This is a genomic window from Mycolicibacter hiberniae (assembly GCF_010729485.1).
GTDB lineage: Bacteria > Actinomycetota > Actinomycetes > Mycobacteriales > Mycobacteriaceae > Mycobacterium > Mycobacterium hiberniae.
The window spans coordinates 3,538,843-3,563,042 of sequence record NZ_AP022609.1; the positions used below are offsets into that span (position 1 = coordinate 3,538,843).

Annotated in this window: 23 protein-coding genes; 10 read left to right on the plus strand and 13 right to left on the minus strand. The window is 66.2% G+C overall.

The window, feature by feature from the left end:
- Positions 1 to 91: 91 nt before the first annotated feature.
- Genes G6N14_RS16700 through G6N14_RS16745 form a run of 10 tightly spaced genes read left to right on the plus strand, consistent with a single transcriptional unit; the run spans position 92 to position 10,688 of the window.
- The gene (locus G6N14_RS16700; protein WP_085136051.1) at positions 92 to 961 is read left to right on the plus strand and encodes an MlaE family ABC transporter permease; all 870 of its coding nucleotides are present in this window, start codon (positions 92 to 94) and stop codon (positions 959 to 961) included.
- 1 nt (position 962) lies between these two features.
- Positions 963 to 1,820: an ABC transporter permease gene (locus tag G6N14_RS16705; protein ID WP_085136050.1), complete on the plus strand. Its 858-nt coding sequence runs from the start codon at positions 963 to 965 to the stop codon at positions 1,818 to 1,820.
- Position 1,821: 1 nt separating this feature from the next.
- Positions 1,822 to 3,414: an MlaD family protein gene (locus G6N14_RS16710; protein WP_085136049.1), complete on the plus strand. Its 1,593-nt coding sequence runs from the start codon at positions 1,822 to 1,824 to the stop codon at positions 3,412 to 3,414.
- A complete protein-coding gene (locus G6N14_RS16715) occupies positions 3,411 to 4,490 on the plus strand; it encodes an MCE family protein (RefSeq protein ID WP_085136048.1) in 1,080 nt (359 codons plus the stop codon). Before G6N14_RS16710 ends, G6N14_RS16715 begins: the two co-directional genes overlap by 4 nt.
- The gene (locus tag G6N14_RS16720; protein ID WP_085136047.1) at positions 4,483 to 5,532 is read left to right on the plus strand and encodes an MCE family protein; all 1,050 of its coding nucleotides are present in this window, start codon (positions 4,483 to 4,485) and stop codon (positions 5,530 to 5,532) included. The genes G6N14_RS16715 and G6N14_RS16720 overlap by 8 nt, the downstream gene beginning before the upstream one ends.
- The gene (locus G6N14_RS16725) at positions 5,529 to 6,725 is read left to right on the plus strand and encodes an MCE family protein (RefSeq protein ID WP_234808938.1); all 1,197 of its coding nucleotides are present in this window, start codon (positions 5,529 to 5,531) and stop codon (positions 6,723 to 6,725) included. The genes G6N14_RS16720 and G6N14_RS16725 overlap by 4 nt, the downstream gene beginning before the upstream one ends.
- A 38-nt stretch (positions 6,726 to 6,763) precedes the next feature.
- Positions 6,764 to 7,975 carry an MCE family protein gene (locus tag G6N14_RS16730; RefSeq protein WP_109559833.1) on the plus strand — a complete coding sequence of 404 codons (1,212 nt, stop codon included), beginning with the start codon at positions 6,764 to 6,766 and terminating at the stop codon, positions 7,973 to 7,975.
- Positions 7,972 to 9,222 carry an MlaD family protein gene (locus G6N14_RS16735; protein WP_085136045.1) on the plus strand — a complete coding sequence of 417 codons (1,251 nt, stop codon included), beginning with the start codon at positions 7,972 to 7,974 and terminating at the stop codon, positions 9,220 to 9,222. The genes G6N14_RS16730 and G6N14_RS16735 overlap by 4 nt, the downstream gene beginning before the upstream one ends.
- A gap of 19 nt (positions 9,223 to 9,241) precedes the next feature.
- Complete coding sequence (locus tag G6N14_RS16740) at positions 9,242 to 9,892, plus strand: Rv1363c family protein (protein WP_085136044.1); 651 nt, start codon at positions 9,242 to 9,244, stop codon at positions 9,890 to 9,892.
- Positions 9,893 to 9,902: 10 nt separating this feature from the next.
- On the plus strand, positions 9,903 to 10,688 hold the full coding sequence (locus G6N14_RS16745) for a mannan-binding protein (RefSeq protein WP_085136043.1): 786 nt from the start codon (positions 9,903 to 9,905) through the stop codon (positions 10,686 to 10,688).
- Positions 10,689 to 10,705: 17 nt separating this feature from the next.
- Here the strand turns inward: G6N14_RS16745 and G6N14_RS16750 are convergent, their stop codons facing one another.
- Genes G6N14_RS16750 through G6N14_RS16810 form a run of 13 tightly spaced genes read right to left on the minus strand, consistent with a single transcriptional unit; the run spans position 10,706 to position 24,026 of the window.
- Positions 10,706 to 11,374 carry a YoaK family protein gene (locus G6N14_RS16750; protein ID WP_085136042.1) on the minus strand — a complete coding sequence of 223 codons (669 nt, stop codon included), beginning with the start codon at positions 11,372 to 11,374 and terminating at the stop codon, positions 10,706 to 10,708.
- A 31-nt stretch (positions 11,375 to 11,405) separates the two neighbouring features.
- Positions 11,406 to 12,158 (minus strand): mammalian cell entry protein, encoded by a 753-nt coding sequence (locus tag G6N14_RS16755; RefSeq protein WP_085136041.1) that lies wholly within the window; start codon positions 12,156 to 12,158, stop codon positions 11,406 to 11,408.
- Entirely contained in the window at positions 12,125 to 12,673 is a 549-nt protein-coding gene (locus G6N14_RS16760; RefSeq protein ID WP_085136040.1) for an Rv1363c family protein, read from the minus strand. Before G6N14_RS16760 ends, G6N14_RS16755 begins: the two co-directional genes overlap by 34 nt.
- Positions 12,670 to 13,635 (minus strand): RDD family protein, encoded by a 966-nt coding sequence (locus tag G6N14_RS16765; RefSeq protein WP_085136039.1) that lies wholly within the window; start codon positions 13,633 to 13,635, stop codon positions 12,670 to 12,672. The genes G6N14_RS16760 and G6N14_RS16765 overlap by 4 nt, the downstream gene beginning before the upstream one ends.
- A complete protein-coding gene (locus G6N14_RS16770) occupies positions 13,632 to 14,288 on the minus strand; it encodes an Rv1363c family protein (RefSeq protein WP_165756882.1) in 657 nt (218 codons plus the stop codon). Before G6N14_RS16770 ends, G6N14_RS16765 begins: the two co-directional genes overlap by 4 nt.
- Positions 14,258 to 15,850 (minus strand): MCE family protein, encoded by a 1,593-nt coding sequence (locus G6N14_RS16775; protein ID WP_085136038.1) that lies wholly within the window; start codon positions 15,848 to 15,850, stop codon positions 14,258 to 14,260. The genes G6N14_RS16770 and G6N14_RS16775 overlap by 31 nt, the downstream gene beginning before the upstream one ends.
- The gene (locus G6N14_RS16780; RefSeq protein WP_085136037.1) at positions 15,844 to 16,995 is read right to left on the minus strand and encodes an MCE family protein; all 1,152 of its coding nucleotides are present in this window, start codon (positions 16,993 to 16,995) and stop codon (positions 15,844 to 15,846) included. Before G6N14_RS16780 ends, G6N14_RS16775 begins: the two co-directional genes overlap by 7 nt.
- A 17-nt stretch (positions 16,996 to 17,012) precedes the next feature.
- The gene (locus G6N14_RS16785; protein WP_085136036.1) at positions 17,013 to 18,578 is read right to left on the minus strand and encodes an MCE family protein; all 1,566 of its coding nucleotides are present in this window, start codon (positions 18,576 to 18,578) and stop codon (positions 17,013 to 17,015) included.
- Positions 18,575 to 20,179 carry an MCE family protein gene (locus G6N14_RS16790; RefSeq protein WP_085136086.1) on the minus strand — a complete coding sequence of 535 codons (1,605 nt, stop codon included), beginning with the start codon at positions 20,177 to 20,179 and terminating at the stop codon, positions 18,575 to 18,577. Before G6N14_RS16790 ends, G6N14_RS16785 begins: the two co-directional genes overlap by 4 nt.
- Entirely contained in the window at positions 20,176 to 21,204 is a 1,029-nt protein-coding gene (locus tag G6N14_RS16795) for an MCE family protein (protein WP_085136035.1), read from the minus strand. Before G6N14_RS16795 ends, G6N14_RS16790 begins: the two co-directional genes overlap by 4 nt.
- A complete protein-coding gene (locus tag G6N14_RS16800; protein ID WP_085136034.1) occupies positions 21,201 to 22,412 on the minus strand; it encodes an MCE family protein in 1,212 nt (403 codons plus the stop codon). The genes G6N14_RS16795 and G6N14_RS16800 overlap by 4 nt, the downstream gene beginning before the upstream one ends.
- 5 nt (positions 22,413 to 22,417) lie before the next feature.
- A complete protein-coding gene (locus tag G6N14_RS16805; protein WP_085136033.1) occupies positions 22,418 to 23,287 on the minus strand; it encodes an ABC transporter permease in 870 nt (289 codons plus the stop codon).
- A 1-nt stretch (position 23,288) separates the two neighbouring features.
- Positions 23,289 to 24,026 carry an MlaE family ABC transporter permease gene (locus G6N14_RS16810; RefSeq protein WP_109559839.1) on the minus strand — a complete coding sequence of 246 codons (738 nt, stop codon included), beginning with the start codon at positions 24,024 to 24,026 and terminating at the stop codon, positions 23,289 to 23,291.
- Between the last annotated feature and the right edge of the window lie 174 nt (positions 24,027 to 24,200).

The following is a 24,200-nucleotide window of genomic DNA, read 5'->3' on the forward strand; positions in this document are numbered from 1 at the left end:
TAAGAACCCTGACTATGGTGCCCGCAATGGATCATCAGCCACGCGCACAATCGGCTACCCACGGTGATCTCCCGACCCCGAACGGCGATCGATGACTCCCCCGGACAACCGCGATCTCACCGATGCGGCCCCACTCGACGGCGTCGCCGCCATCCAGGACTGGACCGCCGGCTATGTCGATCGCCACCCGCTGGCATCCCTGACCACCGTGGGCGAGCAGTGCGTGCTGGCCGTGCGCACCGTGCAGTACTTCTTCTCCGACCTGTTCGGCGGTCGTTTCCAATGGGGTGAGTTCGTCCGGCAGAGCGCGTTCATGGCCAACACCGCGGTGTTGCCCACCATCCTGGTGGCACTGCCCATCGGGGTCACCCTCTCCGTTCAGTTCGCCCTGCTGGCCAATCAGGTCGGCGCGACCTCGCTGGCCGGCGCGGCCGCTGGACTGGCCGTCATCCGGCAGGCCGCCTCGCTGGTCGCGGCCATGCTGATGGCCGCCGCGGTCGGCTCGGCCATCACTGCCGACCTGGGTTCGCGAACCATGCGCGAGGAGACCGACGCCATGGAAGTCATGGGCGTCTCGGTGATCCGCCGACTGGTGGTCCCCCGCTTCGCGGCGGCCATCATGATCGGTGTCGCGCTGACCGGAATCACCTGCTTCGTCGGCTTTTTGGCCAGCTACCTGTTCAACGTGTACTTCCAAAAAGGTGCGCCCGGCAGCTTCGTGGCCACCTTCTCATCATTCGCCACCACCGGTGACATGATCGTCGCGTTGCTCAAGGCCGTGGTGTACGGCGCGATCGTGGCGGTGGTCTCGTGCCAGAAGGGGCTGTCCACCCGAGGCGGTCCGGCCGGCGTGGCCAACTCCGTGAACGCCTCAGTGGTGGAGTCGATCCTGGTGCTGATGATCGTCAACGTCGGTATCAGCGAGCTCTACAACGTGCTGTTCCCCCGGACGGGACTGTGACATGACTGCCTCTTCGTACGTCCCGGCATTCGCACGCCCACTGCTGCGCGTCTACCGGATCGCGACAGAGCCGACCATACGGCTGGGGCACATGCTGGTGTTCTTCGGGCGCGCCGCGGCCGGCGTCCCGACGGTGCTGCGCCATTACCGCAAGGAATTCCTGCGGCTGCTGTCCGACATCGCCTGGGGCAACGGGTCCATCGTGGTCGGTGGCGGCACCGCCGGGGTGGCCGTGGTGCTCGGCTTCACCGCCGGCGCGCTGGTCGCCATCGAGGGCTACAACTTCCTGAACCTGCTGGGGCTCGGACCGGCCACCGGAATCATCTCCTCGCTGGTCAACACCCGCGAACTGGCGCCGATCATGGCGTCGCTGGCATTCGCGATGCAGGCCGGCTGCCGTTTCACCGCGCAGCTGGGCGCCATGCGGATCTCCGAGGAGATCGACGCGCTCGAATCGATCGCGATCCGGCCGATCCCGTTCCTGGTCACCACCCGCCTGCTGGCCTCGACCATCGCCGTGATCCCGCTCTACGTTGCATGCCTGGCGATCACCTACCTGACCTGCCAACTGGTCACGGGCCTGATCGGCGGGGGTTCGATCGGCCCCTACCTGCACTACTTCACGATGATGCTCAGCGGCCAGGACATCCTCTACTCGGTGCTCAAGTGTGTGGTGTTCGTCTGGCTGGCCTCGACTGTGCAGTGCTACTACGGCTTCTACGCCTCCGGCGGACCCGAGGGCGTCGGGGTGGCCGCCGGCCGAGCTATGCGTGCCAGCATCACCGTCGTGATCATGGTCAACATGCTGCTGACGATGGCTCTGTGGAGCATCGACGCCGGCGCAAGGTTCGGAGGCTGACATGGCCAATTCCCTGGATACCGACGGACGCGGACCTTCCGAGCAACAGCTGCTGGGCGCGGGAATCGCGGTCCTGCTGGTGATAGCCCTGACCACCGCCGGTCTGCTGGCCAAGTCCACCGGCATGCTCAACTCCTACGTCCGCGTTATCGCCGACTTGATCAACGTCGGCGACGGACTGCCCGCGCAGTCCGACGTCAAATATCACGGGCTGCTGGTCGGCAGCGTCACCGACGTGATTCCCGCCGCCTACGGCAAGCCCAACTACGTCCACATCAACCTCAAACCCGAATACGCCAAGGACATTCCGGGGTCGGTGACGGCGCGGGTGGTGCCGTCCAACGTGTTCGCCGTGTCTTCGATCCAACTGGTGGACTCCGGAGACGGCGGCCAGACCATCCGCGACGGCGCCCACATCGCTGAGAACGGCGAGCTGTCGACGGTGATCTTCCAGACCACGGTGTCGAAGCTGCGGGACATCCTGGCCGCCACCGGCCGCGGGCGCGAAGACCACAGTCTGGGCATTCTGGCCGCGGTCGGCGCGGCTACCGACAACCGGCGCGTCAAACTGCTCAATGCCGGCGCGCACATGTCCCGGCTGCTGGATCAGCTCAACGGGATCGTCGCCACCGAGCCGGGGCCGTCCACCGTCTCGGCGCTGCTCGACGCCACCCACGGACTGCAGGCCACCGCGCCCGACCTCGTCGACGCGCTGCACCAGGCCGTCGAACCGATGCGGGCGTTCGCCGAGAAGCGCGCCGAGTTGGCTTCACTGGTCACCGGCGGTCAGCACACCGTGGGGGTCACTCGCGCGGCGTTCGACAACCACATCGACCAGTTGATTCAGATCACCCACGACTTCACGCCCGTGGTAGGCGTGCTGGCCAACAACGCCGACAAGTTCGTCCCGATCTTCACCCGGGTCAACCAGCTCAACGAGAAGTTCTTCGAAAACCTCTACCACCCCAAGTTGATCACCAAGAACATGCGGGCCAATCTGTCCTTCACCCCGCTGCACACCTACACCAGAGCGGACTGTCCGCAGTATGGCGAGGTGAAGGGACCGAGCTGCTTCACCGCGCCGATGATCTCCGTGCGGTCCGAACTGCCCGAGAACTTGCTGCCGCAGAACTACCGCTTCCCCGCCGGCCTCGAACCACCGCCCGGTACCGAGATCGGCCCCGATGGAAACCTGCATGCGGTCGGGCCACCCGTGATCAACCCGAATCGCAGCCTGGAGGACACCAACCCGCCGCTGCCGTGGTGGACCGGGCCGTTCCCCCGGGTACCCGGCACTGCCGATCCGCTCGACCCGGCTCCCCCGCCCCCACCGAGCCCTCCCATCCCGGTGCAGCCCCATGCGCCGGAGTGGCGGCCGGCTGCGCCGGTGGCCCCGGCGTCCTACGGCGGCAACGTGGGTCCCGTCGGCAGCCAAACCGAACGTACCCAGCTCGGCCTGCTCACCGGACAGGGCGGACCGGCATCGGTGGCGACTCAGCTGCTGCTCGGCCCCGTCGCGCGCGGAAACGCCGTCTCCGTCTCCGTCTCCACGGCGGCCGAACCCGACCCGCCGAAAGCAGGTGGCAACAAATGAGATTCCGGGGTCCCTTGATCGGACTGTCGTTGTTCATGGTCGTCTCGATGGCACTGACCTGGCTGGTCTACGCCACCTTGCGCCGCGACGTGGCCGGAGCCACCACGCCCTACGCCGCGATGTTCACCGACGTCTTCGGGCTGCGCGAAGGCGACGACGTCCGGATGGCCGGAGTCCGGGTGGGCCGGGTGGAGAAGGTCGCACTGGACGGAAAGTTGGCGAAGGTCTCCTTCATCGTCCAAAGCGATCAGAGGCTGTACGGCAACACCGTCGCATCGGTCACCTACCAAAACATCATCGGTCAGCGCTATCTCGGGCTGTCGTTGGGTAGCACCGGAAGTACCGAAGAACTGCCCCGCGGCAGCGTGATCGGGGTGGAACAGACCGACCCCTCTTTCGACGTCGGCACCCTGCTCAACGGCTTCAAACCGCTGATGTCGCTGCTGGACCCCAAACAGGCCGACGATCTGACCAAGGGTGTCATTCAGTCGCTACAGGGCGATCAGGACTCGATGGCCACGTTGGTGGAACAGTCGTCAACGCTCACCGCGACGCTGGCCGGGCGCGACGAGGTACTCGGAGACCTCATCACCAGCCTCAACAAGGTGACTGGGACCATCGCCGGGCAGAACGACCAGTTGGATCACGCGCTGACACAGGCGCGCCGGGCAGTCGCCGACCTGGACTCCCGGCGACCGGCGTTGCAGTCCTCGGTCGGGTCGCTGGCCCAGGTGACGCGACAGCTCGCGAACATCACCGATGAGGTCTTCCCGTCCTTCGAAGAGATGATCAACCGCGAACCCGGTTTCACCAAGCACCTGGCCAGCATCGAACCGCAGCTGGCATTCAACGGCGCCAACCTGCCCCTGCTGCTCAAGGGCTTCGCCCGAATGTTCGGAGAAGGGGCCTACGGCATCGCCTACCTGTGTGATTTGAACGCCACCGGTTTCCTGCCGGGGCAAAACGACCTCACCACGATGATCATCAACGCTGCGACTCCCGGCAACGCACGCCCGCTCACCGCAGAGAATCTCGCCTGGTTCACTCCGAGATGCAGGAATACCGTCGATGGCTAACATCAAACGACTTGTCCGTCAGTGGCGCAGTCGGCCGCTGGAGTCCTACAACACCACCTGGCTGGGGTTCGGAGCACTGGCCGTGGTGGCCGTGGTCGTGGCTGCGGCACTGTTCGTCAAGGTCGTCGGCTTCGGCTACACCCGCTATACCGCGGAGTTCGCCCAAGCCGCCGCGCTGACACCCGGAAACCCGATCATGGTGGCCGGCATTGAGGTGGGTCGGGTGTCGAGCATGCGGCTCGCCGGTGACCACGTCGAGGCCGGTCTCACAGTTCGCAACGACGTCGCGCTGGGCAAGGACACCCGGGCGAAGATCCAGGTGATGACGATCCTCGGTTCGCGCTACCTCAAGCTCGAGCCCGAGGGGACGGGATCGCTGCCCGGTAAGCGGATTCCCCTGGCCCACACCGAAGTCCCCTACGACCTCGAGTCACTGCTGGAAGACGCCACCACCACGTTCGACCAGATCGACTCCGACCAATTCGCCCAGTCCCTGGCAGTGCTCGGCCGACAGATGAGCGGCCTTCCGCCGGTGGTTCCCCAGGCGATGGCCAATCTGCACGCACTCGCGAAGGTCACCGCCGATCGACGCGACGAACTCGGCACCTTGTTGGCCAGCACCCAGCGGGTGGCCAATACGCTGCACAACCAGCAGGCCAGCCTGGGCAACCTGGTCGATCAGGGCCAGGATTTCCTGGGGGAACTGGTGGCGCGGCAGAACACCTTCCACGCCATGTTGGCGGCCCTGACCACGCTGGCAGGCCAACTCAACAACGTTGTGGTCAAGGACCGGTCGATGCTCGACGACATGCTGGTCAACATTCGTGCGCTTTCGGACATGCTCGGTCAGCATGACGACCTGGTGCGCAGCCTGCTCCAAGCCGCACCACCGGCGTTACGGGGTGCGACGAACGCGACCGGCTACGGGCCCGGTATCGAGTTCTTCGCCGGAAACGGGCTCCTGAACGACTCGTGGATGTGTGCGATCAGCGGACGTGCCAAGCAATTCGGCATGATCGAATACTTTAAGGACTGCAAATGAGCGCGCCTCCGACTACCGCCGACGATCCGATCGAAGATCCGGCCGACACAGAGCCCACGCCAACTCAGCCCGTCACGGCGCCCAAGAAGAGGCGCAGCGTCAAGGGGTTGACCACAGCGCTGATCGTCGGTGCAGCGGTTGCCGTCGCCGTGACCGTCTCCCAGTTCAGTCCGTTCGGCGGGCACATCACCGTCACCGCTCAGTTCGACAGTGCCGCGGGGCTTTACGAGGACAATGTGGTCGCGGTTCTCGGCATGCCGGTCGGCAAAGTCAAGAAGGTCACTCCCAAGGGCGAATACGTCGAGGCGGAATTCACCGTCGACCGGCGAGTGAAGATCCCCGCCGACGTGAACGCCGTGACCATCAACACCTCGATTCTGACCGCACGTCAGATCGAGCTGACCCCGGCCTACGCCGGGGGGCCGGTGCTGGCCAACCACTCCACGATCGGCCTCAACCGCACCCGGACGCCGGTCGCGTTCGACCGCGTTCTGGACATGCTGGACAAGGTCTCCAAATCCCTCGGCGGCGACGGCAAGGGCAACGGGCCGGTGGCCGACGTGATCAACGCCGGCGCCGACATCGCCGACGGCAACGGCGAGCAGATCAAATCAGCGTTGGGCGAACTGTCGCGCGCGCTACGACTCAGCTCCGACCGCGGCGAGGCGACCGGCGATCAGCTGACCACCATCATCACCAACCTCAGCTCCCTGATGGACGCCGCGTCGCGCAATGACGAGAAACTGCGGCAGTTCGGTTCCACCACCCGGCAGCTGAGTCAGATGCTCGCCGACGAGGACTTCGGCACCGGGCGCACCGGCCGGATGTTCAACGAGATCGTGACCCAGGCGACGTCGTTGATGCAGGCCAACCGGGACCACCTCAAGCAGAGTGTGCTCAACGGCGACACCACCCTGACCACCATGGTGGACAAGCGGCGCGAGTTGACCGAGCTCATCGATGTGCTGCCGATGACGTTGGAGAACCTCTACAACGCCATCGACCGCGACAACGGCGCAGTCCGCCTGCATGCGCTGGTCGACAAGATCCTCGTCGAGACCCAAAGCACCAAAGAAATGTGCAACATGATGCACCTGCGGCAATTGGGTTGCGGTACGGGGACTTTGGCCGACTACGGACCGGACTTCGGCCTCACCTATATCCTCGACGGACTTTCGATGATGGGACAGTAGACGTGACATCACGATCGCGAAGAGCACCGAGGACTGCCGTGGCGCTGCTGTGCAGCGCGGTCATCGCCTCGTCGGTGGCCGGCTGCGGCACCAGTGGGCTGGACAGCCTGCCGCTTCCGGCGCCAGGGATCGGCCGCGGCGGTTATCTGATCACCGCGGTGTTCTCCAATGCCCTGAACCTGCCCGGGCGCGCCAAGGTCAAGCTTGCCGGCGCCGACATCGGTCAGATGGAGTCGATGGTCGCCCGCAACTACACGGCCGTCACCACGCTGCGCATCATGGACGGTGTCCGGATTCCCGCGGGCAGCACTGCCGAGTTGCGTTCGGCGACTCCGCTCGGTGACGTGTTCGTGTCGATCAAGCCGCCGGTACCGGTAGATCCCTCGGCGCCGCTGCTCAAGGGTGGCGACGCTATCGGCCTGGATTCCACCTCCTCGGCCGCCACCGTCGAGTCGGTGTTGAGTTCGGCGGCGCTGCTGGTCAACGGCGGCGCAGTGCAGAACTTCACCAACATCGTCAACGGCGCCGGTAAGGCGACCGGTGACCAGGGCCAGGCGTTCGGCAGACTCATCACCCAGTCGAACGACCTGCTGCGAAAGCTCAACGCCCGGTCGGGTGAGATCGAGACATCGCTGCGCGAAACCAGTCAGCTCGCCGAGCGGCTCGATTCCCGCAGCGCTGCGCTGACCGAGGTGCTCAACGTCGCGGGTCCCGCCACCGACACCATGGTCGACAACACCGGCCAGATCGCCGACCTCGTCGAACAACTCGGTGCCACCAGCCGACAGCTGGCGCGGTTCCCGTCGATTGCCGGGACCGACGACTCCGGGCACAGTTTCATCAAGGACGCCAACGTGCTCGCCAGCGCCTGGAATGACATGGCAACCGATCCCAACACCAGCCTGTACGCACTGAACCGGCTGATGGCACCGATGATCAAGATCACGGCCGGCAGCGGGGCGGCGGTGCACGCCAGCATCGACCGTCTGGTGTGGGGTTCGATGCCCGACGCCGGGTTTAAGGGCGACCCCGCGTTCCACGGCCCGAAGCGCTACGACTGGGCCAAGATGGCCGGATCGATCAAATACGCGCTGTGGCGACTGCAGGAGCGCGTCGTCGGGCGCGGGCCGGACTCTGACATGGGTCAGGCACCGTGGACCGCGATCGGACCGCCGATGCCGCCCACGCCTGCCGAGCTTGAGATGGAAGCCGCACAGGCCGGCCTGGTCGAACCGGGGCCGCGGCCATGATCGACGCGCTGAGCCGGCGAGTTGTCGCCCTGGTCCGAGCTGGTTACCGCCGCAAGAACCTGCTCTCGAGCATCGCTCTCGTGATGACTCTGGTGGTCGCGTCCGGGTATCTGCTGGTGGGTGCACTGCGGGTGAATCCGGCGCGGTCTACGTACCAGATCACCATTGCACTACCCGATTCCGGCGGACTACTCGCCAATCAGGACGTGTCGGTGCGCGGCGTGCCGGTGGGCCGCATCGAGTCGCTGCGCGTCACCAGTGGTGGCGTCGATGCGGTCATCAACATCGACTCCAAGGTCAAGATTCCCGCCGCCAGCGCGGTGCGCGTCTCCGGCCTCTCGGCTGCCGGTGAGCAGTACATCGACTTCGAGCCGCCGTCGAGTTCCGGGCCTTACCTGGCGCGCGGCAGCGTGGTCTCGCGGGATCGCGCCACCACCCCGATCCCGATTTCGCAGTTACTCGCCGACGCGGACGGCATGCTGGCCCAGACCGACACCCGCAAGATGGAACTGATCAAGAAGGAACTCAGCCTTTCCGACGAAGGACCGAGCAAACTCGCAGACCTGTTCGACGGTGGCGCTTTCCTGCTGTCAACGCTGGACTCGGTGCTGCCGGAGACGGTGAGCCTGCTCAGATCGAGCCGCGTGGTGCTGACCATGCTCAGCGACGTCAACAACGGCATGGCCGCAACCGCCGCGAACCTGGACAAGGTGTTTCGGGGAATCACTCCGATGATCGGCGGTTACAGCCGCCTGCTCGATCAGGGGCCCGGAATGTTGTCGGCCGTCGACACCGTCTTCGACGACAACTCCGACGTCATGGTGGGCCTGTTGGGTAACCTGGCCACCGCGTCTCAGCTGCTCTACGTCCGCGTACCGGCGCTCAACGCGCTGTTCCCCAACTACCGCGGTTCGACGTTGGAAGCGCTCAGTTCGGTGATCCGCGAGGATGGGATGTGGGCCACCGTCGACATCTACCCCCGCTATACGTGCGACTACGGCTTGCCGCGGCATCCACCTTCAGCGGCGGACTTCCCCGAGCCGTACCTGTACGGCTACTGCCGCGACACCGACCAGTCCGTGTTGGTGCGGGGCGCCCACAATGCCCCACGCCCACCGGGAGACGACACCGCCGGTCCCCCGCCGGGTGCTGACCTCGTGGCGACTACAGATCCCACCCCCAAGGGCAGGTACACGATTCCGACCCCATACGGCGGCCCGCCGCTGTTGATCGAACCGCCACGCTGATGTTCAAGGAGACACCGCGGTGAGCACCGCTGATGAACCGACGTCGGACCGCGCCGAGACCGAGGAACCGACCGCCGATGAAACAGATGTGTCGGTGTCGCTGACGGTAACCGAGTCCGCTGACGCCGAAGTTGCCGATGGTGACGAAGCCGGCGACGCCGCACCGGCGACGGCCACGGTGCCGCTGTGGAAGCGCCGGCAGCTGTGGCGGGCCGTGGCCGTCGCGGCGGTCTACGGCGTGGTGTTCGGGTCGGTTACCGGGCTGGGCTGGAAGCTGTGGCAACAGCATCAGGTGTCCTCAGCGGAGGCGGTCGGGCGAGCGGCAGCCGTGGACTACGCCCAGGTGTTGACCAGCATTGACGCCAACCAGGTCGATGATGACTTCTCCGCTGTGCTCAACGGCGCCACCGGCGAGTTCAAGGACACCTACACCAAGGCCAGCGTGCAGCTGCGGCAGTTGCTGATCGACAACAAGGCCGCGGCGCACGGCACCGTGGTGGAGTCGGCGGTGCAGTCCGGTTCCAAGGACAAGGTGGTGGTGCTGCTGATGGTCAACCAGACGATCACCAACTCCACCCGCCCGGACCCCCGGGTGGACCGGAGCCGGATGAAGATGACGATGGAAAAGGTCGACGGCCGTTGGCTGGCGAGCAAAGTCGAATTGCCGTAGGAGGGAAGCTATGTGGGCGACGCGGCTCTTGACGGGCATGCTTGCCGCAACGTTTGCGGTGTCTGCGGCCCCGGCGGCCGGCGCTTCGGCGCCGTCGTTCTGCAGCGGGTTGGGCGGCAACTGGGACGGGCACTACTGCACCTCTGAGGTGCACTCGGAACGGTTGGCCACCCGCTACATCCGGATGGCGGTACCCGGCGACCTCGTCGACCACCCCGTCGCCGGTCCCCCGATCCGCGAGTACCTGTCGAAGTTGTTCACCAACTGGCGCACCAAGGGCGCCTCGATGGTCGCCGACAGCTGGGGCAACGAGAACTACGAGGTGTTCCAGCACGGCAAGGCCCTGAGCGTGGTCTTCCACGAGGACTACCACTCCGACGGGCCCTACATCAACAACGCCTACCGGACGTTTACCTTCGATATGGGCGCGGGCGGCCGGCAGCTGCAATTGGCGGACATCACCAAACCCGGAGTCGACCCGCTCGCGGTGATCCCGCAACTGGGTGAGCCCTACATCGTAGAGGCGCTGGACCGGGCGTTCTGGGAGCACCGTCCGGGGGACTACCCGTTCGTCGCGGAGCGCTTCACACCCGACAAGGTCTTCTCGGGCGGATACCGGTCCTGGGCTCTGACCCCCGATGAGCTGATTCTGTACATGCCCGACTATCCGGTCGGCCACGACAGTCCGATTCAGTACAACCAGATGCAGTGGTTCATGGACGGCGGCAACGTGCAGGCGCACATTCCGCTGTCGGCACTGAGTCCGATCCTGCGTCCGGAGTACGGCGGTTCCTAAAAGACGCTGGCGGCGGTCTATCCGTAGCGAAAGAGGGCCAGGCTCACCAGCACCACCGCACCTGCCATCGCGATGATGGGCGCCACGAACACGTGCGTGAGTGTCGCGCCGACTACGGCGCCCAGGATCATCACGAAAACGACTGCGTAGCGCAGGTTTTGGCGGTCCGCCGTCCCCCCGGCCAGCCGGCTGTCCACACCGATGCCGACGATCGTCGAGGTGAGCACCGTGGTGTAGAGCTCCTGGATGCCGAATTGGCGGGCAGTCGAGTTCTGTACGCCGAACGCCACGGCCAGGCCGGCGATCAACACGAACTTGCTGGTGTCGGCGTAGCGCAACACCCCGAGGCCGGCCACGGCGGCCAGTAGCAGGAGCAGTACCGCCTCCAGACTCAAAGCAACCGTCAGCCAATGGCGGGGGTTGGGGTTGCCGTACCTCCGGAACAGACGGCCGCTGATCACCGCGCCGGTGAGGAATCCGCCAATCGCGACAACCGCGGCGGTCAGGTCGAAGCCGGTGCCGGGCACGAACAGAAAACCCAGGAAGATCGCGTTGCCGGTCATATTCGCCACGAAGACGCGTCCGAGCACCAGCACACTGACCGCGTCGACAAGGCCGGTGGCGAACGTCAGCAACAGCAGGGCCACCATGGTGCGCCGTCGCGACAACGGCGACGCGATCGGCATGCTCCCCGCTACCTCCGCCCGGCGCCCGCGCTCAGCCCTGCAGACGGGGGGTGAGGTCCAGTGAGGTGATGGTGGGCATCCTGGTGACCACCCAGCGGTTCTGGTCCCGCTTCATGTAGAGCCGGTAGGTCAGGTACTTGATCTGCGGGATCGATCTGCTCAGCTCACTGGTGGCCGTGGTGTTGGTGTAGACGATCACGGTGGCCTCGGGCCCGTCGAGGGTCTCGACGGCCGCACCGACGATCTCGGTGGTGTCGGTGACGCGGGCCTGCTTATTGCTGTCGGCGATGGCGTCGATGAACTTGCGGTACTGGGCTTCCAGATCACCGCTGAGGTAGACCGCGGCCCGATCCGGCAGCGAGTCCATGTTCTCGGGCGTGTAGTTCCACAGCGTGTGGATCGCCCTGGCCGCTGTCCGGGCGATGTCGAGCTTGATGGCCACCTCCGCACGGTCGCGCAAGTAGGGTTGCGCTGCGGCACCCGCGAACGCCGCGGCGCCGATGAATGCCGCGGCCGAAACGGCGACGGCTACCCGGACGCCGATACCGCGCCGGCGCACCGGCGTACCCGCGGCCTGGGGCTGATCCTGCTCTCCGGTGTCGGCTTCGGCTTCGGCTTCGGCTTCGGCTTCGGCCGCAGCGTCCACATCGGCGTCTGCCCCGGTGGCGTCGCCTGCCGGCTCGCTTTCCGGTGTCGCCTCGCCCGCCGGATCGGCCTGCCGATCGATCGGCGCACCCGAGGACGCGTCGGTCACAGCACCTGGTTCAGATTGCTGATCTTCCACTGGTCCCCTTCCTTCTGCGCCGTCGCCAGCCATCGGGTGGCGACCCGGGCATCGTGCTTGCCGTCCGGCGACTTGCCGCTGTTCTCCACGGCCACCAGCATGGTCACGCTGCCCTCGTCGTTCCACCGTTCGACACCCGCCGCGGTCACCGTTCCGGTGGTCGGCTCACTGCGGGCCACGGCGATCAGGATCTGATTGGCCTTCTCCTGATACTGCTGAGCGAAATCCCCGGTGGCATTGTCCAGCACATGGGCCAGATAGTCATTGGCGTGGAACGGATCCGGCGAGGTAAACATCGTCATGAACGACTCCACGGCCGCCAGCGCCTCGACATCACGCAAGGCCGCACGACGGTGCTGCTCATGGGTCACCAAGGTCACCGCGCAGATGGCGATCGCCGCGGCGGCCACCACCAGCGAACCGACGATCACCATCGGAAACCGCCGACGGCGCGGCACCGCACGCTCGACGTAGAGCGGCTGATCCTGCGGCTGCACGCGGCGGCGCGGGCTCATCTGTCCCCCTCGGCGGGCAGCGGCTTACTGACGACGATCAGATCGTCGACCCGCCACGTTCCCGACTGGGCAGCGAAGGCCACCCGCACGGTGGCACTGATCAACCGCTCGTCGCCGGCGACGCCCCGCTGGCCCTGCAGGAACAGCAACATCGTGGCCCGGCGCGGCGCGGCGTCGAGCACCGCGGCATCGGTCACCCGGTAGAAGTTGGGCACCGGTTTGGAATTGCGGATCGCATCCTGCTGCGGCAGCAGTTGCTCACGATACTTGTCGGTGACCAACGACTGCGCGCGCTCGAAATCGTCCTGCAATGTCTCCGGGTCGTAGGACAGCATGTCCGCCACGATCTTCGGGCCTTGGCGGGCGATCTGCGATCGTGCCTGGTCGGTTTCTTGGTCGCGCTGGTAGACCATCCCATAGGCGCCGGCGGCACTGAGAAGCGACAGGGCGGCCGATCCGATGAAGACAGCCATGGTCCACCGTCTGATGTCGGCGGGCCGCTCCCGTGTCGCCGGGCGTACCTGGGTACGCGCCACCATGTCGGCAAAGGTACGTCCGCGCTTGTCGCGCAGCGGCCACAACCAGCCGAGCGGAACCGGGATCGTGTCGAGAAGATGCGCCAATTCCCGGACGAGAAAGCGTCTGGGTCCCACACCCGGTCCCGGCTCCGCGGCGGCATCGGTGGCCACGCGGGCCACCTCGATCCCGGTGAGCGCCCGGCCCAGACTCCAGCCGGTGATTGCGGGCAGCAGAATCCGGTTGACCGTAGTCGCCAGGAACGCCAACGCGGCAACAATTGTTGCGGCCCAGCGCCACACGCTGTCGCCCGGCAAGGACAGGGCAAGCATGCCCATGCTGGCCACCACCACCGCCCCGGGCAGCAGGTCGATCGCCAGGGCCGTCGCGCGGGTACGCCAACGGGCCGGTTCGCTGTGCGGCACCGTGGCCACGGGATCGGTCACCGGGCCACCTGGTCGAGCTTGGCGATTCGGTATTGACCGTCTTCGCGCATCATCTTCGCGCGCAACCGGTATCCCACCTCTTTGCCCTGCGTCTCGATGTTGTCGATCCTGACCCGGAAGGCCACCAGGATGTCCACCGAGCCGTCTGGATTGTTGCGCTCCACCGCGGCGCCCATCTCGGTGAGCTCGACCTGGACCTTCGCCGCCTGATAGGCGTGGACGAACATCTCGGCGTACAGGGCCACCTGGGTGCGGAACTCGCCGGCCGTGCAGTTCAGGATCTTCTGCTGCGCCAGCGCGATATCACGCCCGTCCGGCGCCTGAGTGGCCAAGACGCATTCCTTGGCCGCGGCGATCGCTTCGGCGTTGTCCCGCGCCAGCGCCTGGCTTGCCGCGTGGTCCCGCAGACCCACCAGGCCGGCGGCCACCAATCCGGCAGCCAGCAGCAGCAACAGCGCACAGATACCCACCTGCTGGCGACGGCCGAGACGCGACGGTGCCGGCCCGGTGAGTCCTTCCGCCGAGCCGGCCGCCTCCTGCGGAGCGTCCGCCTCGATGTCCGTCACCGCGTCTTCAGCGTCCTTCGCCGAGGTATCTGCGGTCTGCTGGTCCTCGTCCGTGCTCAGCGGAACGGTGCCAGCATCCCCTTCCATCCGTCGTCTCCTAGGTTCATCGAGTTCTCGACGGAGTATTCGACGCCGTCTGGCCCCACCGCCTGGCCACTCTGCGGATTGTAGATCGCGGCAGGCCCCCCACCGGGGGTGTAGATGCAGGGGTTGGGTTGTTGCCCGTTGCACTGCACGGTACCCGTCCCGGGCCGCGTGAGTGGATCGTTGCGCGGCGGCGGCGACGCCGGCACCATGTCTGCCGGCAGCGGGTTGAGGCCGGTGTTGACCGACGGGGCCGGAATCACGTGGCCCGGTTCGATCGGCTGGTCACAGCGCGCACCCAGGGCCGGGCAGTTCCGGATCTGGTTCGGGTCGCCGTACCACGGGTTGGTACCCAGCGGAACGTACGGCTTGTCGCTGCGGCACTCCTTGGGCGTGGGAGCCCGCTTACCCGGCACGTCCACACACGGGATGTTGCGAACACCGCGAACATTGTTGGCCGGAGTGTCCTGCGGAATACGGCACGACACGTCCGGGAGCTCTGCCGGGCTGGTGTCGGCGAACGCCCGCCACTCAGATGCCGGCAGGTACCCGGTCAGACACGGCGCCGGGTAATTCAGGCTCAAGCCCGGAATCGGAACCGGGAAGACCGGGCCCGGGAAGGCACCCAACGCCACGCCCAGCGACGCCCGGCCCGGGAAGGTCGAGCTCACCGTCTGGATGATCGAGCCGGCTTGCGGCAGGAAGACCAGGATCTGCTCGGTGTTGCGGTTGTAGCGCTTGGCCATCTCGGTCAGGATCGCCATGTTGGCCATCAGCTGCGGCAGGCTGTCCCTGGTCTCGCTGAACACGGTGTGCACCTGGTCGATCAGCGGGGGCAGGTCGGAGATGATGTGCTTGACTGTTTCGTCTCGGCTGGCCGCTTGGCCCGCCAAGATATTCAGGTTGCGCGCCCATTGGTGGATGGCATCGCCGGAATCGACCTGACTCTCGATGATCGGCGCCGCCTTCTCCACGATGTCGTCGACGTCGGCGAGGTTCTCCTTGAAGTCGCCGGCTATCGCCTGCGTCGCGTCGACGAGCCGCTGTAGTGACGGGCCCAGCCCGCCGACGGCTGTCGCCGTCTCGTCGAGCAGGGCAGAGATCTTGCCGGCCGGCAACGCCGCCAGACCCCGGTTGGCGGTGTCCAGCGCCGGTCCGATCGCCGCCGGGACCGTTCCCGTGGTGATCGTCTGGCCCTGCTTGAGGTATTGGCCCGAGTTGCCCGACGACACCAGATCCAGGTACTGCTCACCGATGGCTGACACCGAATGCACGTTGGCGCTGGCGTCGACGGGGATCTTGTACTTGCTGGAGATCTGGAAGGTCGCCTGCGCACCGTTCTCGGTCGGTTCCACACTGGTGACCCGCCCGATGATAGTGCCGCGGTAGGTGACGTTCGCCGTCTTGTACAGGCCGCCCGCTTCGGGCAGGTCGGCCTTGAGGGTGTACTGCCCCAGTCCCGCCATGGTCGGCAGCCGCAGGTAGTAGACGCCCAACACCAGCAGCGCCGCCGCGGTCAGGACGCTGAAGATGACGAGTTGACGCTTGATCTGTGGTTTCAGCAATTCCGGTCAGCCCTTTCCACATACGGACCGCCGGGTGCGGTAGCCGGGTTCGGTGTGTACCGAACGTCCGGGATCATCTTCTCCGGGTCGTGACCGAAGGACTGCTCCAGTGCCCGCAGCATGCCGGAGAATCCGGTACCGGTCAGGATCGCGTTGTCGATGGACGCGTAGGTGAGGTCGACCACCAACGAGGTATTGATGAAGTCACCACGCACGGCCTTGAAGGCACCGTCGACGTGGTACGGCGCGGTGATCATCACCTGCAACAGGTCGGGCAGGTAAGGCGAGGACTTCCGCAGCTCCCGCGCCGGGCACTGGAAGGAGGTCAACACCTGGTGCAGGTCCGACCGCGCGGGCGCGATCTGCTGGTTGACCTGGGTGCCCATCGCCCCCAACCCGTCCACGGCGTTGATGAAGATCGCCTGCTGGGTGTTGAAGTACTTGAACAGCGGCGGGAAGTCGGTCAGCGCCTTCTCGATGGTGTCGTTGTGCGCACCGAAGTAGCTCAGCAGCCGGTTGCTCGAGTCGATCGCCCGGGTGATGTCCTCACGCTGGTCGTTGAGGTTGCCGATGAACGTGTCCAGCTTGGTCAGGAAGGCGCGGATCTGGTCGCCCCGGCCATAGGACAGGGCGGCGAACTCGGTGGTGATGGTGTCCAGGTCCGACAGGCCGCCGCGCTGCAGCAGCAGCGCCAAACCCGCCAGGGTGCGTTCGATGGTCGGGTACGACGTCGAGTTGTTCAGGGCGATCGTGTCGCCGTTGCGCAGTTCGCCCTCGGCGTCCGCCGGGGCGGTCAGCTCGATGTGCTGCGATCCCAGCAAGCTGGTCTGGCCGATCTTCGCGGTGGCGTTGCGCGGCAGGTGAACGTCCTTGTTCAGCCGCAGCTTCAGCGTGGCGATCCAGTTCTTCAGCTCGATCCGCTCGACCGCACCGACGAAGACGTCGGCGACCAGGACGCGGCTGTTGCCGTTGAGCGCCAGCGTGTCGGGCACCTGGACGTACACCGTGTAGGCGCCCGGTCCGCTGCCCGGTCCGCCCGGCAACGGCACGTTGGCGATACCGCGCCAGCTGCTGCACGACGAGAGCGTCAGGGCGGCCATCAGCAGCACCAGAGCCTGCCAGCCGCGCCGGCTGACCGTCTTCATTGCTGTCCTCCGTCTCATCAGCCTTGACCCCGCGGGGGAAGCGGCGCCACGGGACCCGGAATGACGTTCGGTCCCGGCGGCGGCGGCGCTATCGGTCCCACCCCGGGCGGCTGGCCGATGAACGGCAGCGGACCGGGTGCCTCGTCGTAGGAGTTCGGCGGACCAGGCGGCGTCTGGTACTGCGAGTCGACCGGCGCCGGGTCCGGGCCGCCCATCAGCTGCGCGAGAGACTCCGGGGTGAGCAGTCGCGCCGTGTCATGTCCAGGCTCCACACCCTGCATGCCGGGCGCGGTGATCCATCCGGGCTGGGTGTTGCGGTGCGAGAACGGGGTGTCGGGAACCCAGATACCCGGGACGGTGGTGTCCTTGTACCCCGGCGGCGGCTGAAGCCGCGGCTCGGAGTAGGCGATCTGCTTGGGCAGGGTGTACGCGCTGGTCCAGATGTTGATACCGAACGGCAGGTAGTTGAACTTGATCGCGTCGGCCACCGGAGCCAGGTACTCCGCGCACAGCTCGGCGGAGTCCTGGTAACCGAGCCTGCTGCCGGCCTGGATGGCGCTGCAGATGAACTCCATCGGGTTCGCGAAGTTCACCAGCACCGGAGAGCCGAGCACCATGCCCTGCGCCGGGTGGTAGATCTCGCCGACGGCGGACAACACGTTCGGCAGGATGTGCAGCGCGGTCTCGAAGCCGTCGAGGGCGTCGGGCTGGGTGATGGCGGTGGTCGTCTCTGCCACATTGTTGATGGTCTGCACCAACGGCTTTGCGTTCTGGCTGAGGAACGCCTTGATGATCGTCATGGTGGCATAGAACTGGTCGGTGGCCGTCGCCAGCGCCTGGTCGGTGCTGTTGAGGTTGCTGGTGAATTTCGCCAGGTCCCGGTTCAGCGTGACGAACTGCTGGTCGTTGTGGTCGAGCGCCTTGACGAACAGCGACAGGCTGCGCACCACCGCGAAGAAGTCGCCGCGGCCCTTGTTCAGGGCGGTCAGGGCCTCCGACAGGTTGTCGAACGCCGTGTTGATCTCCTGGCCCTTCCCGGCCAGCCCGTCGGCGAACGATTCGATGACCTCGCCGATCGGCCCGGTCGGCTGCTCGGCGGTCGGACCGAGCTTGTTGATGATGTTGGTGACATCGTTGCGCAGCGTGTCCCACTCCACCGGAACCTCGGTCCGGTCCTCGGGGATCACCGCATTGTTGGCCAGCACCGCGCCGCCGCGGTACGGCGGCTCCAACTGGATGGTGCGCGACGCGACCAGAGTCGGGTTCAAGATGATCGCCTTGGCCTCGGCGGGCACCTTGTACTTGTTGTTGTAGTGCAGGGTGACCTTCATCTTGTCGCCCGCCGGCTCGATCTTGTCGATCGCGCCGACGCGGACGCCCATGATCTGCACCGCGTCGCCGGGGTACAAAGCGTCGGTCTGCGGGAAGTACGCCACGACGGTGTTGCTGTTCAGCTTGCGGAACAGCTGCACTCCCCCGAAGGCGGCCACCAAAGCCAGGGCCAGCAGCAGGGATCCGATGATCACCGCCTTCCGGGAGCGCTCCGGCAGTCGCAGGTTGCGAACATCAAAGACGGTACTCACGGCCGCTCACTCCCTCTTGCGCCGCCGCCGCCACCCGGCTGGCTGTTCCCGCCTTCGCCGGGCGTGATGAACGGTGCCGGCAGCTGGTTTCCGGGGCCGGGCGGGGCCGGCGGACCGGGTGCCCGCGGTGCCGGCGGTGGTGCCGCGCCCGGGTTTGCCGGTGCCGGACCGGCGACCGGGCCCATGGGCTCCGATCGTGCTCCGGGGTTGGCGTCGGGCATCGGAACCGGGGTGCCCGGCACCACCGGCGGAGTCTCGCCGGGGCGACCCGCGATCGAGATGCCCGGCGACGCCGGCAGACCGTCGGGGTTGGGCGGCGAGAACAGCACATCGGTCGGCCCGGGGTAAGGACCGCTCGGCCCGAAGGGACCGGCGCTGGGGTCGACGTTCGCACACGGCAGCGGGTTGCCCGGGGTCGGGAACATGCCGGCTGCGGGCGCATAGGAGCAGGGCGATCCGGGTGCGACGGCAGGCCCGGGGTGCTCGGGCGTGCCCTCGATCACCTGCGGAGCAGGCGGCGGCGCACCGTTGGCGAACCTCGTCCCGTTGGGGTCGGGGTAGCGGAACTCCGGCAGGCCCGCGTTGCGCCAGAACTCCTCCGGTGAGATGCCGCGCTTCTTGAACGCGGCGTCGACCCAGGGCTGCAGGATCCAGAACGGGACCAGGTTCAGAGTCGACACCTTGAAGTACGGGCCCGACGCGACCGCGTCGTTCACGATCGTCAGGTAGCGGCCCAAGATGGTGAACATCTCCATCAGGTCTTCTTTACGGCGCACCAACATGTCGGTGATGTTGGATGCCTCTTCGAACACATGGTTCAGGTCCAGGTTGGGGTTGTCCCGGACTAGGCCTTGAACCTGCTCGCCGAAGTACGCGATGTTGCCCAGCAACGCCGAGATCGCCTGGCTGCGCTGGTTGACCGCGGCCGACAGGGTCTGGGTGTTACGCAGCAGGGCGTCGATCTGCTCGCTGCGGGCGCCGATGACGCTGGCCACCTGGTTCGTCTGCGCCAGCAGGTGGGTGATCTCCTCGTCGCGTTTGCCGATGGTGTCGGAGAACTTCGCGACACCGTCGAGGGCGGAGCTCAGCTCGGGGTAGGTCTGATCGACGGTTTCCGCGAGCACCTTCAGCGACTTCTTGACCGTGTCGATGTCCCAGCCCGAGGCGGCCTTGGTGGCGTCGAAGACCGCGTCGTAGAGCTGGTAGGGCGTGGTGCTCTGGCCCAGGGGCAGCACGCTCTGCGGGGTCAGCCGACGCTCGCCCTTGGGCTCGATGGACAACACCTTCTTGCCCAGGATGGTGTCGGTCTTGACGCCGATCCGGCTGTCGCCGCCGATCGGGTTGGCCCCCACCGAGAATTTCACCAGGACGTGGTCGCCGGCGATCGACAGGTCCTGGACCTTGCCGACGTCGACACCTGAGATGCGCACCTTGTCGCCGGCGGTCAGGCCGCCGGTGTCGGAGAGCTCGCCGTAGTAGCTCGGCTCGGCGAAGAGCATCGGCACCGTGGTGAAGCTCTGCCCCACCAGCGTCACCAAGATGACCGAGGCAACGCCGATGATGCCGATCCGTGCCCGGTTGGGCGGTTCCAGGGTCCTCACTGCGGCGTGCACCTCCCGGTCGGCTGCTGCCACAATCGGACGTTTCGCACCGGTCCGCCTGGCTGCAAGCCGGGAAGCTTGATGGTCGCGTCGCAGATGTAGAAGTTGAAGAAGTCACCGTAGACACCGGTGCGGCCAATCAGCTTCAAGGCCTTCGGAATCTTCTGGAACAGCTCGTCGACGTCGTTGAGCCGGTCCGGTGGCTCGGGGCCTGCCACCGGGAACAGGCTGTGCAGCTGCGTGCGGTTGTCGGCCAGCAGGTCTGCCAGATTGCCCGCGGCGTTGCCGAACTCCGCGGTCCCGTTGGCCAGGCCGTCGGCGTGGTTGTTCAAGCCCTTGACCAGCTTGTCGAAATTGTCGACCGTCTCGTCGAATGTCTGGCGGTGCCGGACCGCGGTGTCGAGCACCACGTTCAGATTCCGGACAACCTCGCCGATGGCCGCATCACGGTCGGCGATGTGGGCGGTCAGCTGGGCGGTCTGCTCCAGGATGTCGTTGATGGTTCCGCCCTGGCCCTGGAACACCGTGACGATGGTCGAGGCAATGGTGTTGATCTTTTCCGGGTCCAACGCCCGAAAGACCGGCTTGAAGCCGCCGATCAACGCGTCCAGGTCCAGCGCCGGCTCGGTCCGGGAGGCGGGAATGAACCCGCCCATGGGCAACCGCTCGTCGGCGCCCTGACCCTCGCCCCGCTTGAGCTCCAGGTAGCGGTTGCCGATGAGGTCGGCGTACCGGATCTGTGCGGTGGTCGAATGGAAGAGCGGCAAGGATCGGTCGACGTCGAAATCCACCACGGCGCGTCGGCCGCCGTCGACCAGACGGATCCGTTTGACCTTGCCGATCTCCACACCGGAGGCGCGGACGAACTGGCCTGGGCGCAGCCCGCTGGCATTGCTGAATTCCGCGGAGTAGCGGGCAGTCCGGTCGAACCGGATCTGCCCGAACACCACGACGAGGCCGACCGTGAAGAGCAGCAGCACCGAGCCGACGGCGCCGAGTTTGATAGCGGTTCTGGTGATGTTCATGGGTTGATCGTGTTATCCCCGACTTGGCGACCCCAGACGTAATCAACGGCCAGGGGCGATCCGGTATCAAAGTGGTTGTACGGCGCTTGGCTGACTCCCGTGTCGGCCACCAGGTAAGGCGCCGGCCAGAAATCGTGGGTGATCTCCTGCCAGCAACCCGGCGCGCCGCCAGGACCACCGCGGGCGTTGTACCGCGGCAGGTTCTCGGGGTAGATGTACGGGTTGGCCGGGCCGACCAGTTCACTGACGGTGTCGAGCGCGTAGCCGTCGCCGCCGAGGAACTCGTAGACCTTGGGCGCGCCCTCGGCAAGGTTGCGGATGGCGCAGAACAACTCCGGGCTGTACTCGTCCAGCAGCGCCGAGACCGGAACCAGATCGGCGAACTGGGCCCGGAAGTACGGACCGAACCGCCCGGTGATGTCCGCCCCGAGGTTGCCCACCCCGGCGGCGCCCAGCAACGCGGCGTCCAGTTCCTTCTGCTGGTTGGTGATCGTCTTGACGGTCACCACCGAGCTGTCCAAGAAGCCGATCAGATCCGGCGCCCCGTCGGCGTAAACCTCGCCCAAGTTGGCGAAACCCTTGAGGTCGCGCCGGAACAACGGCATCCGCTCATTGGCGTCATCGAGGATCGTATTGGCGTTGACCAGGGATTCGCCGAGCTTGTCGCCCAGCCCGGTCAGTGCCTCCGCCGCGGCGTGCAGCGTCAGGTTCAGTTTGATCGGGTCGATGTGTTCGGACAGGTTGTTGATCGTCTCGAACAGCGTGTTGAGCTCGGTAGTCACCGAGGTCGCGATGATGTTCTTGCTGGTGATGCGTTCCCGCGCAGGGTGTTCCGGCGCGGTCAGCGAGACGTACTTGTTGCCGAACAGCGTGGTCGCCATGATGTCGGCCTTGACGTTCGACGGAATGAGCTTGAGGTACTTCGGGTTCACGTCGAGGGCGAACTTGGCGGCCGGCTTGCTCTCGTACTCGGTCGGCGTGATGCTCGAGACGCGCCCGATCTGGACCCCGTTGTAGGTCACCGGGCCGCCCGGATCCATCACCAGACCGGCGCGCGGGGCCACCATGGTCAATGTCGTCGTCTTGGTGAAAGCGCCACGGAACTGGCCGTAGACGAGGCCGGCGATGAGCGCCAGGACCGCGAAGGTCACCAGGCCCGCGAGCCGGTACGGCGGGTTGTGGACTTTGTTCTGCTTCCCGTTTGCCATCCGCGTCACATCGTTAGGTTGAAGTTGGGGTCGACGCCGTAGAGCGCCAACGCGGCGAGCAGCACGACAGTGGGCACGGTGATCAGGGACAGGCGCATCGACTGGCCGACCGCGCTGCCCACGCCGACCGGACCGCCGCTGGCGTTGAAGCCGTAATAGCAGTGGGTGATCATGACCACCACCGCGATCAATATGGTCTCGATGAAGGACCAGAACACGTCATCTGGCCGCAGGAACGTTCGGAAGTAGTGCTCGTAGGTGCCCGAGGACTGGCCGAAGAACAATGTGGTGACGATCTGCGGTGCAGCGAACGCCATGATCAGTGCGAGCGCGTAGAGCGGAATGATCACGGTGAAACCGGCCACCACCCGCGTCGACACCAGGTAGGCGATCGAGTTGATCCCCATCACTTCGAGGGCGTCGATCTCCTCGCTGATGCGCATCGCGCCCAACTCAGCGGTCGCGCCCGCTCCCACGGTGGCCGCCAAGGCGATTCCGGCGTTGACCGGGCCGACCACGCGAACGTTGACCAGGGCCGCGGCGAAGCCGGTGTAGGTCTCGACCCCGATGTTGCCCAGCGAGGTGAAGCCCTGGATGGCGATCAGCGAGCCGCCGGCCAGCATCACGAAGCCCATGATCGCGACGGTGCCGCCGATCACCGCCATGGCTCCGGTGCCCATCCCCAATTCGGCGACCAGACGCAGCGTCTCGGTGCGGTACCGGCGCAGCGCCCACGGAATCTGCCGAAGGGCGGCCACCGAGAACCAACCGAGCCGACCGCTCTTCTCCAGCGCGCCGCCGGCTACCCCGACGTAGCGCTGATAGTTGGCGACCAGTCCGGGAAAGCGACCTCGCACCACCGCTGATGTCGACATGTCAGGTCCCCGTTCCGAACTTCACGCCGATGGTGGTCAGCACCACGTTCACGGCGAACAACGCAAGCACGCACAGCACGACGGTCTCGTTCACGGCGGTGCCCAGGCCTTTGGATCCGCCTCGGACGGTAAGACCTCGATAGCAACCGACTAAGCCGGCGATGAGTCCGAACACACTCGCCTTCACCGTCGAGATGATCACCTCGGGCAACCCGGTCAGCAGAGTCAACGTCGACAGGTAGGCGCCGCCGGACACGTTCTGCAGATAGACACCGAACAGGAAGCCGCCGGCCAGGCCGATCACGATCACCAGCGCGTTGAGCAGCAGGGCCACCACGGTCGCGGCGATCACCCTGGGGACCACCAGGCGATGGATGGGGTCGATACCGAGGACCTCCATCGCGTCGATCTCCTCGCGAATGGTCCGGGCCCCCAGGTCGGCGCAGATCGCGGTAGACCCGGCGCCGGCAACCACCAGCACGGTGACCAGCGGCCCCAACTGGGTGACGGCCGCGATACCTGCGCCGGCACCGGACACATCTGCGGCACCGAACTGCGCCAACAAGATATTGAGCGTGAAGACCAGCAGCACGGTCAGCGGGATGGCGACCGCGATGGTCGGGATGATGGCGACGCTGGTGATGAACCAGCCCTGTTGCAGCGTCTCGCGCCACTGGAAGGGCCGGACGAACAGGGCCCGGGCAGTCAGGGCACACATCCGGAAGAAACCGCCGACCATGATCAGCGGCGGCAGCACTCGATCCCGGAGGAAGTCGGCGACACGGGGACGCGCTGGAGCGGTCACACCACCCCCCTCACCAAAGATCCCGCCGCACGACTCAGCAACAAACCGCGTCGCACAGTGTCTTCTCCCGTCCGTCGATCAGCGAGACCGGCGTCACCTTTTCGGCCC

Excerpts from the sequence above, each read along its gene's own strand:
- G6N14_RS16700 (WP_085136051.1), top strand. The coding sequence starts at position 92 with ATGACTCCCCCGGACAACCGCGATCTCACCGATGCGGCCCCACTCGAC.
- G6N14_RS16705 (WP_085136050.1), top strand. The coding sequence starts at position 963 with ATGACTGCCTCTTCGTACGTCCCGGCATTCGCACGCCCACTGCTGCGC.
- G6N14_RS16710 (WP_085136049.1), top strand. The coding sequence starts at position 1,822 with ATGGCCAATTCCCTGGATACCGACGGACGCGGACCTTCCGAGCAACAG.
- G6N14_RS16715 (WP_085136048.1), top strand. The coding sequence starts at position 3,411 with ATGAGATTCCGGGGTCCCTTGATCGGACTGTCGTTGTTCATGGTCGTC.
- G6N14_RS16720 (WP_085136047.1), top strand. The coding sequence starts at position 4,483 with ATGGCTAACATCAAACGACTTGTCCGTCAGTGGCGCAGTCGGCCGCTG.
- G6N14_RS16725 (WP_234808938.1), top strand. The coding sequence starts at position 5,529 with ATGAGCGCGCCTCCGACTACCGCCGACGATCCGATCGAAGATCCGGCC.
- G6N14_RS16735 (WP_085136045.1), top strand. The coding sequence starts at position 7,972 with ATGATCGACGCGCTGAGCCGGCGAGTTGTCGCCCTGGTCCGAGCTGGT.
- G6N14_RS16745 (WP_085136043.1), top strand. The coding sequence starts at position 9,903 with ATGTGGGCGACGCGGCTCTTGACGGGCATGCTTGCCGCAACGTTTGCG.
- G6N14_RS16750 (WP_085136042.1), bottom strand. The coding sequence starts at position 11,374 with ATGCCGATCGCGTCGCCGTTGTCGCGACGGCGCACCATGGTGGCCCTG.
- G6N14_RS16760 (WP_085136040.1), bottom strand. The coding sequence starts at position 12,673 with ATGAGCCCGCGCCGCCGCGTGCAGCCGCAGGATCAGCCGCTCTACGTC.
- G6N14_RS16770 (WP_165756882.1), bottom strand. The coding sequence starts at position 14,288 with ATGGAAGGGGATGCTGGCACCGTTCCGCTGAGCACGGACGAGGACCAG.
- G6N14_RS16780 (WP_085136037.1), bottom strand. The coding sequence starts at position 16,995 with ATGAAGACGGTCAGCCGGCGCGGCTGGCAGGCTCTGGTGCTGCTGATG.
- G6N14_RS16795 (WP_085136035.1), bottom strand. The coding sequence starts at position 21,204 with ATGAACATCACCAGAACCGCTATCAAACTCGGCGCCGTCGGCTCGGTG.
- G6N14_RS16800 (WP_085136034.1), bottom strand. The coding sequence starts at position 22,412 with ATGGCAAACGGGAAGCAGAACAAAGTCCACAACCCGCCGTACCGGCTC.
- G6N14_RS16805 (WP_085136033.1), bottom strand. The coding sequence starts at position 23,287 with ATGTCGACATCAGCGGTGGTGCGAGGTCGCTTTCCCGGACTGGTCGCC.
- G6N14_RS16810 (WP_109559839.1), bottom strand. The coding sequence starts at position 24,026 with ATGGTCGGCGGTTTCTTCCGGATGTGTGCCCTGACTGCCCGGGCCCTG.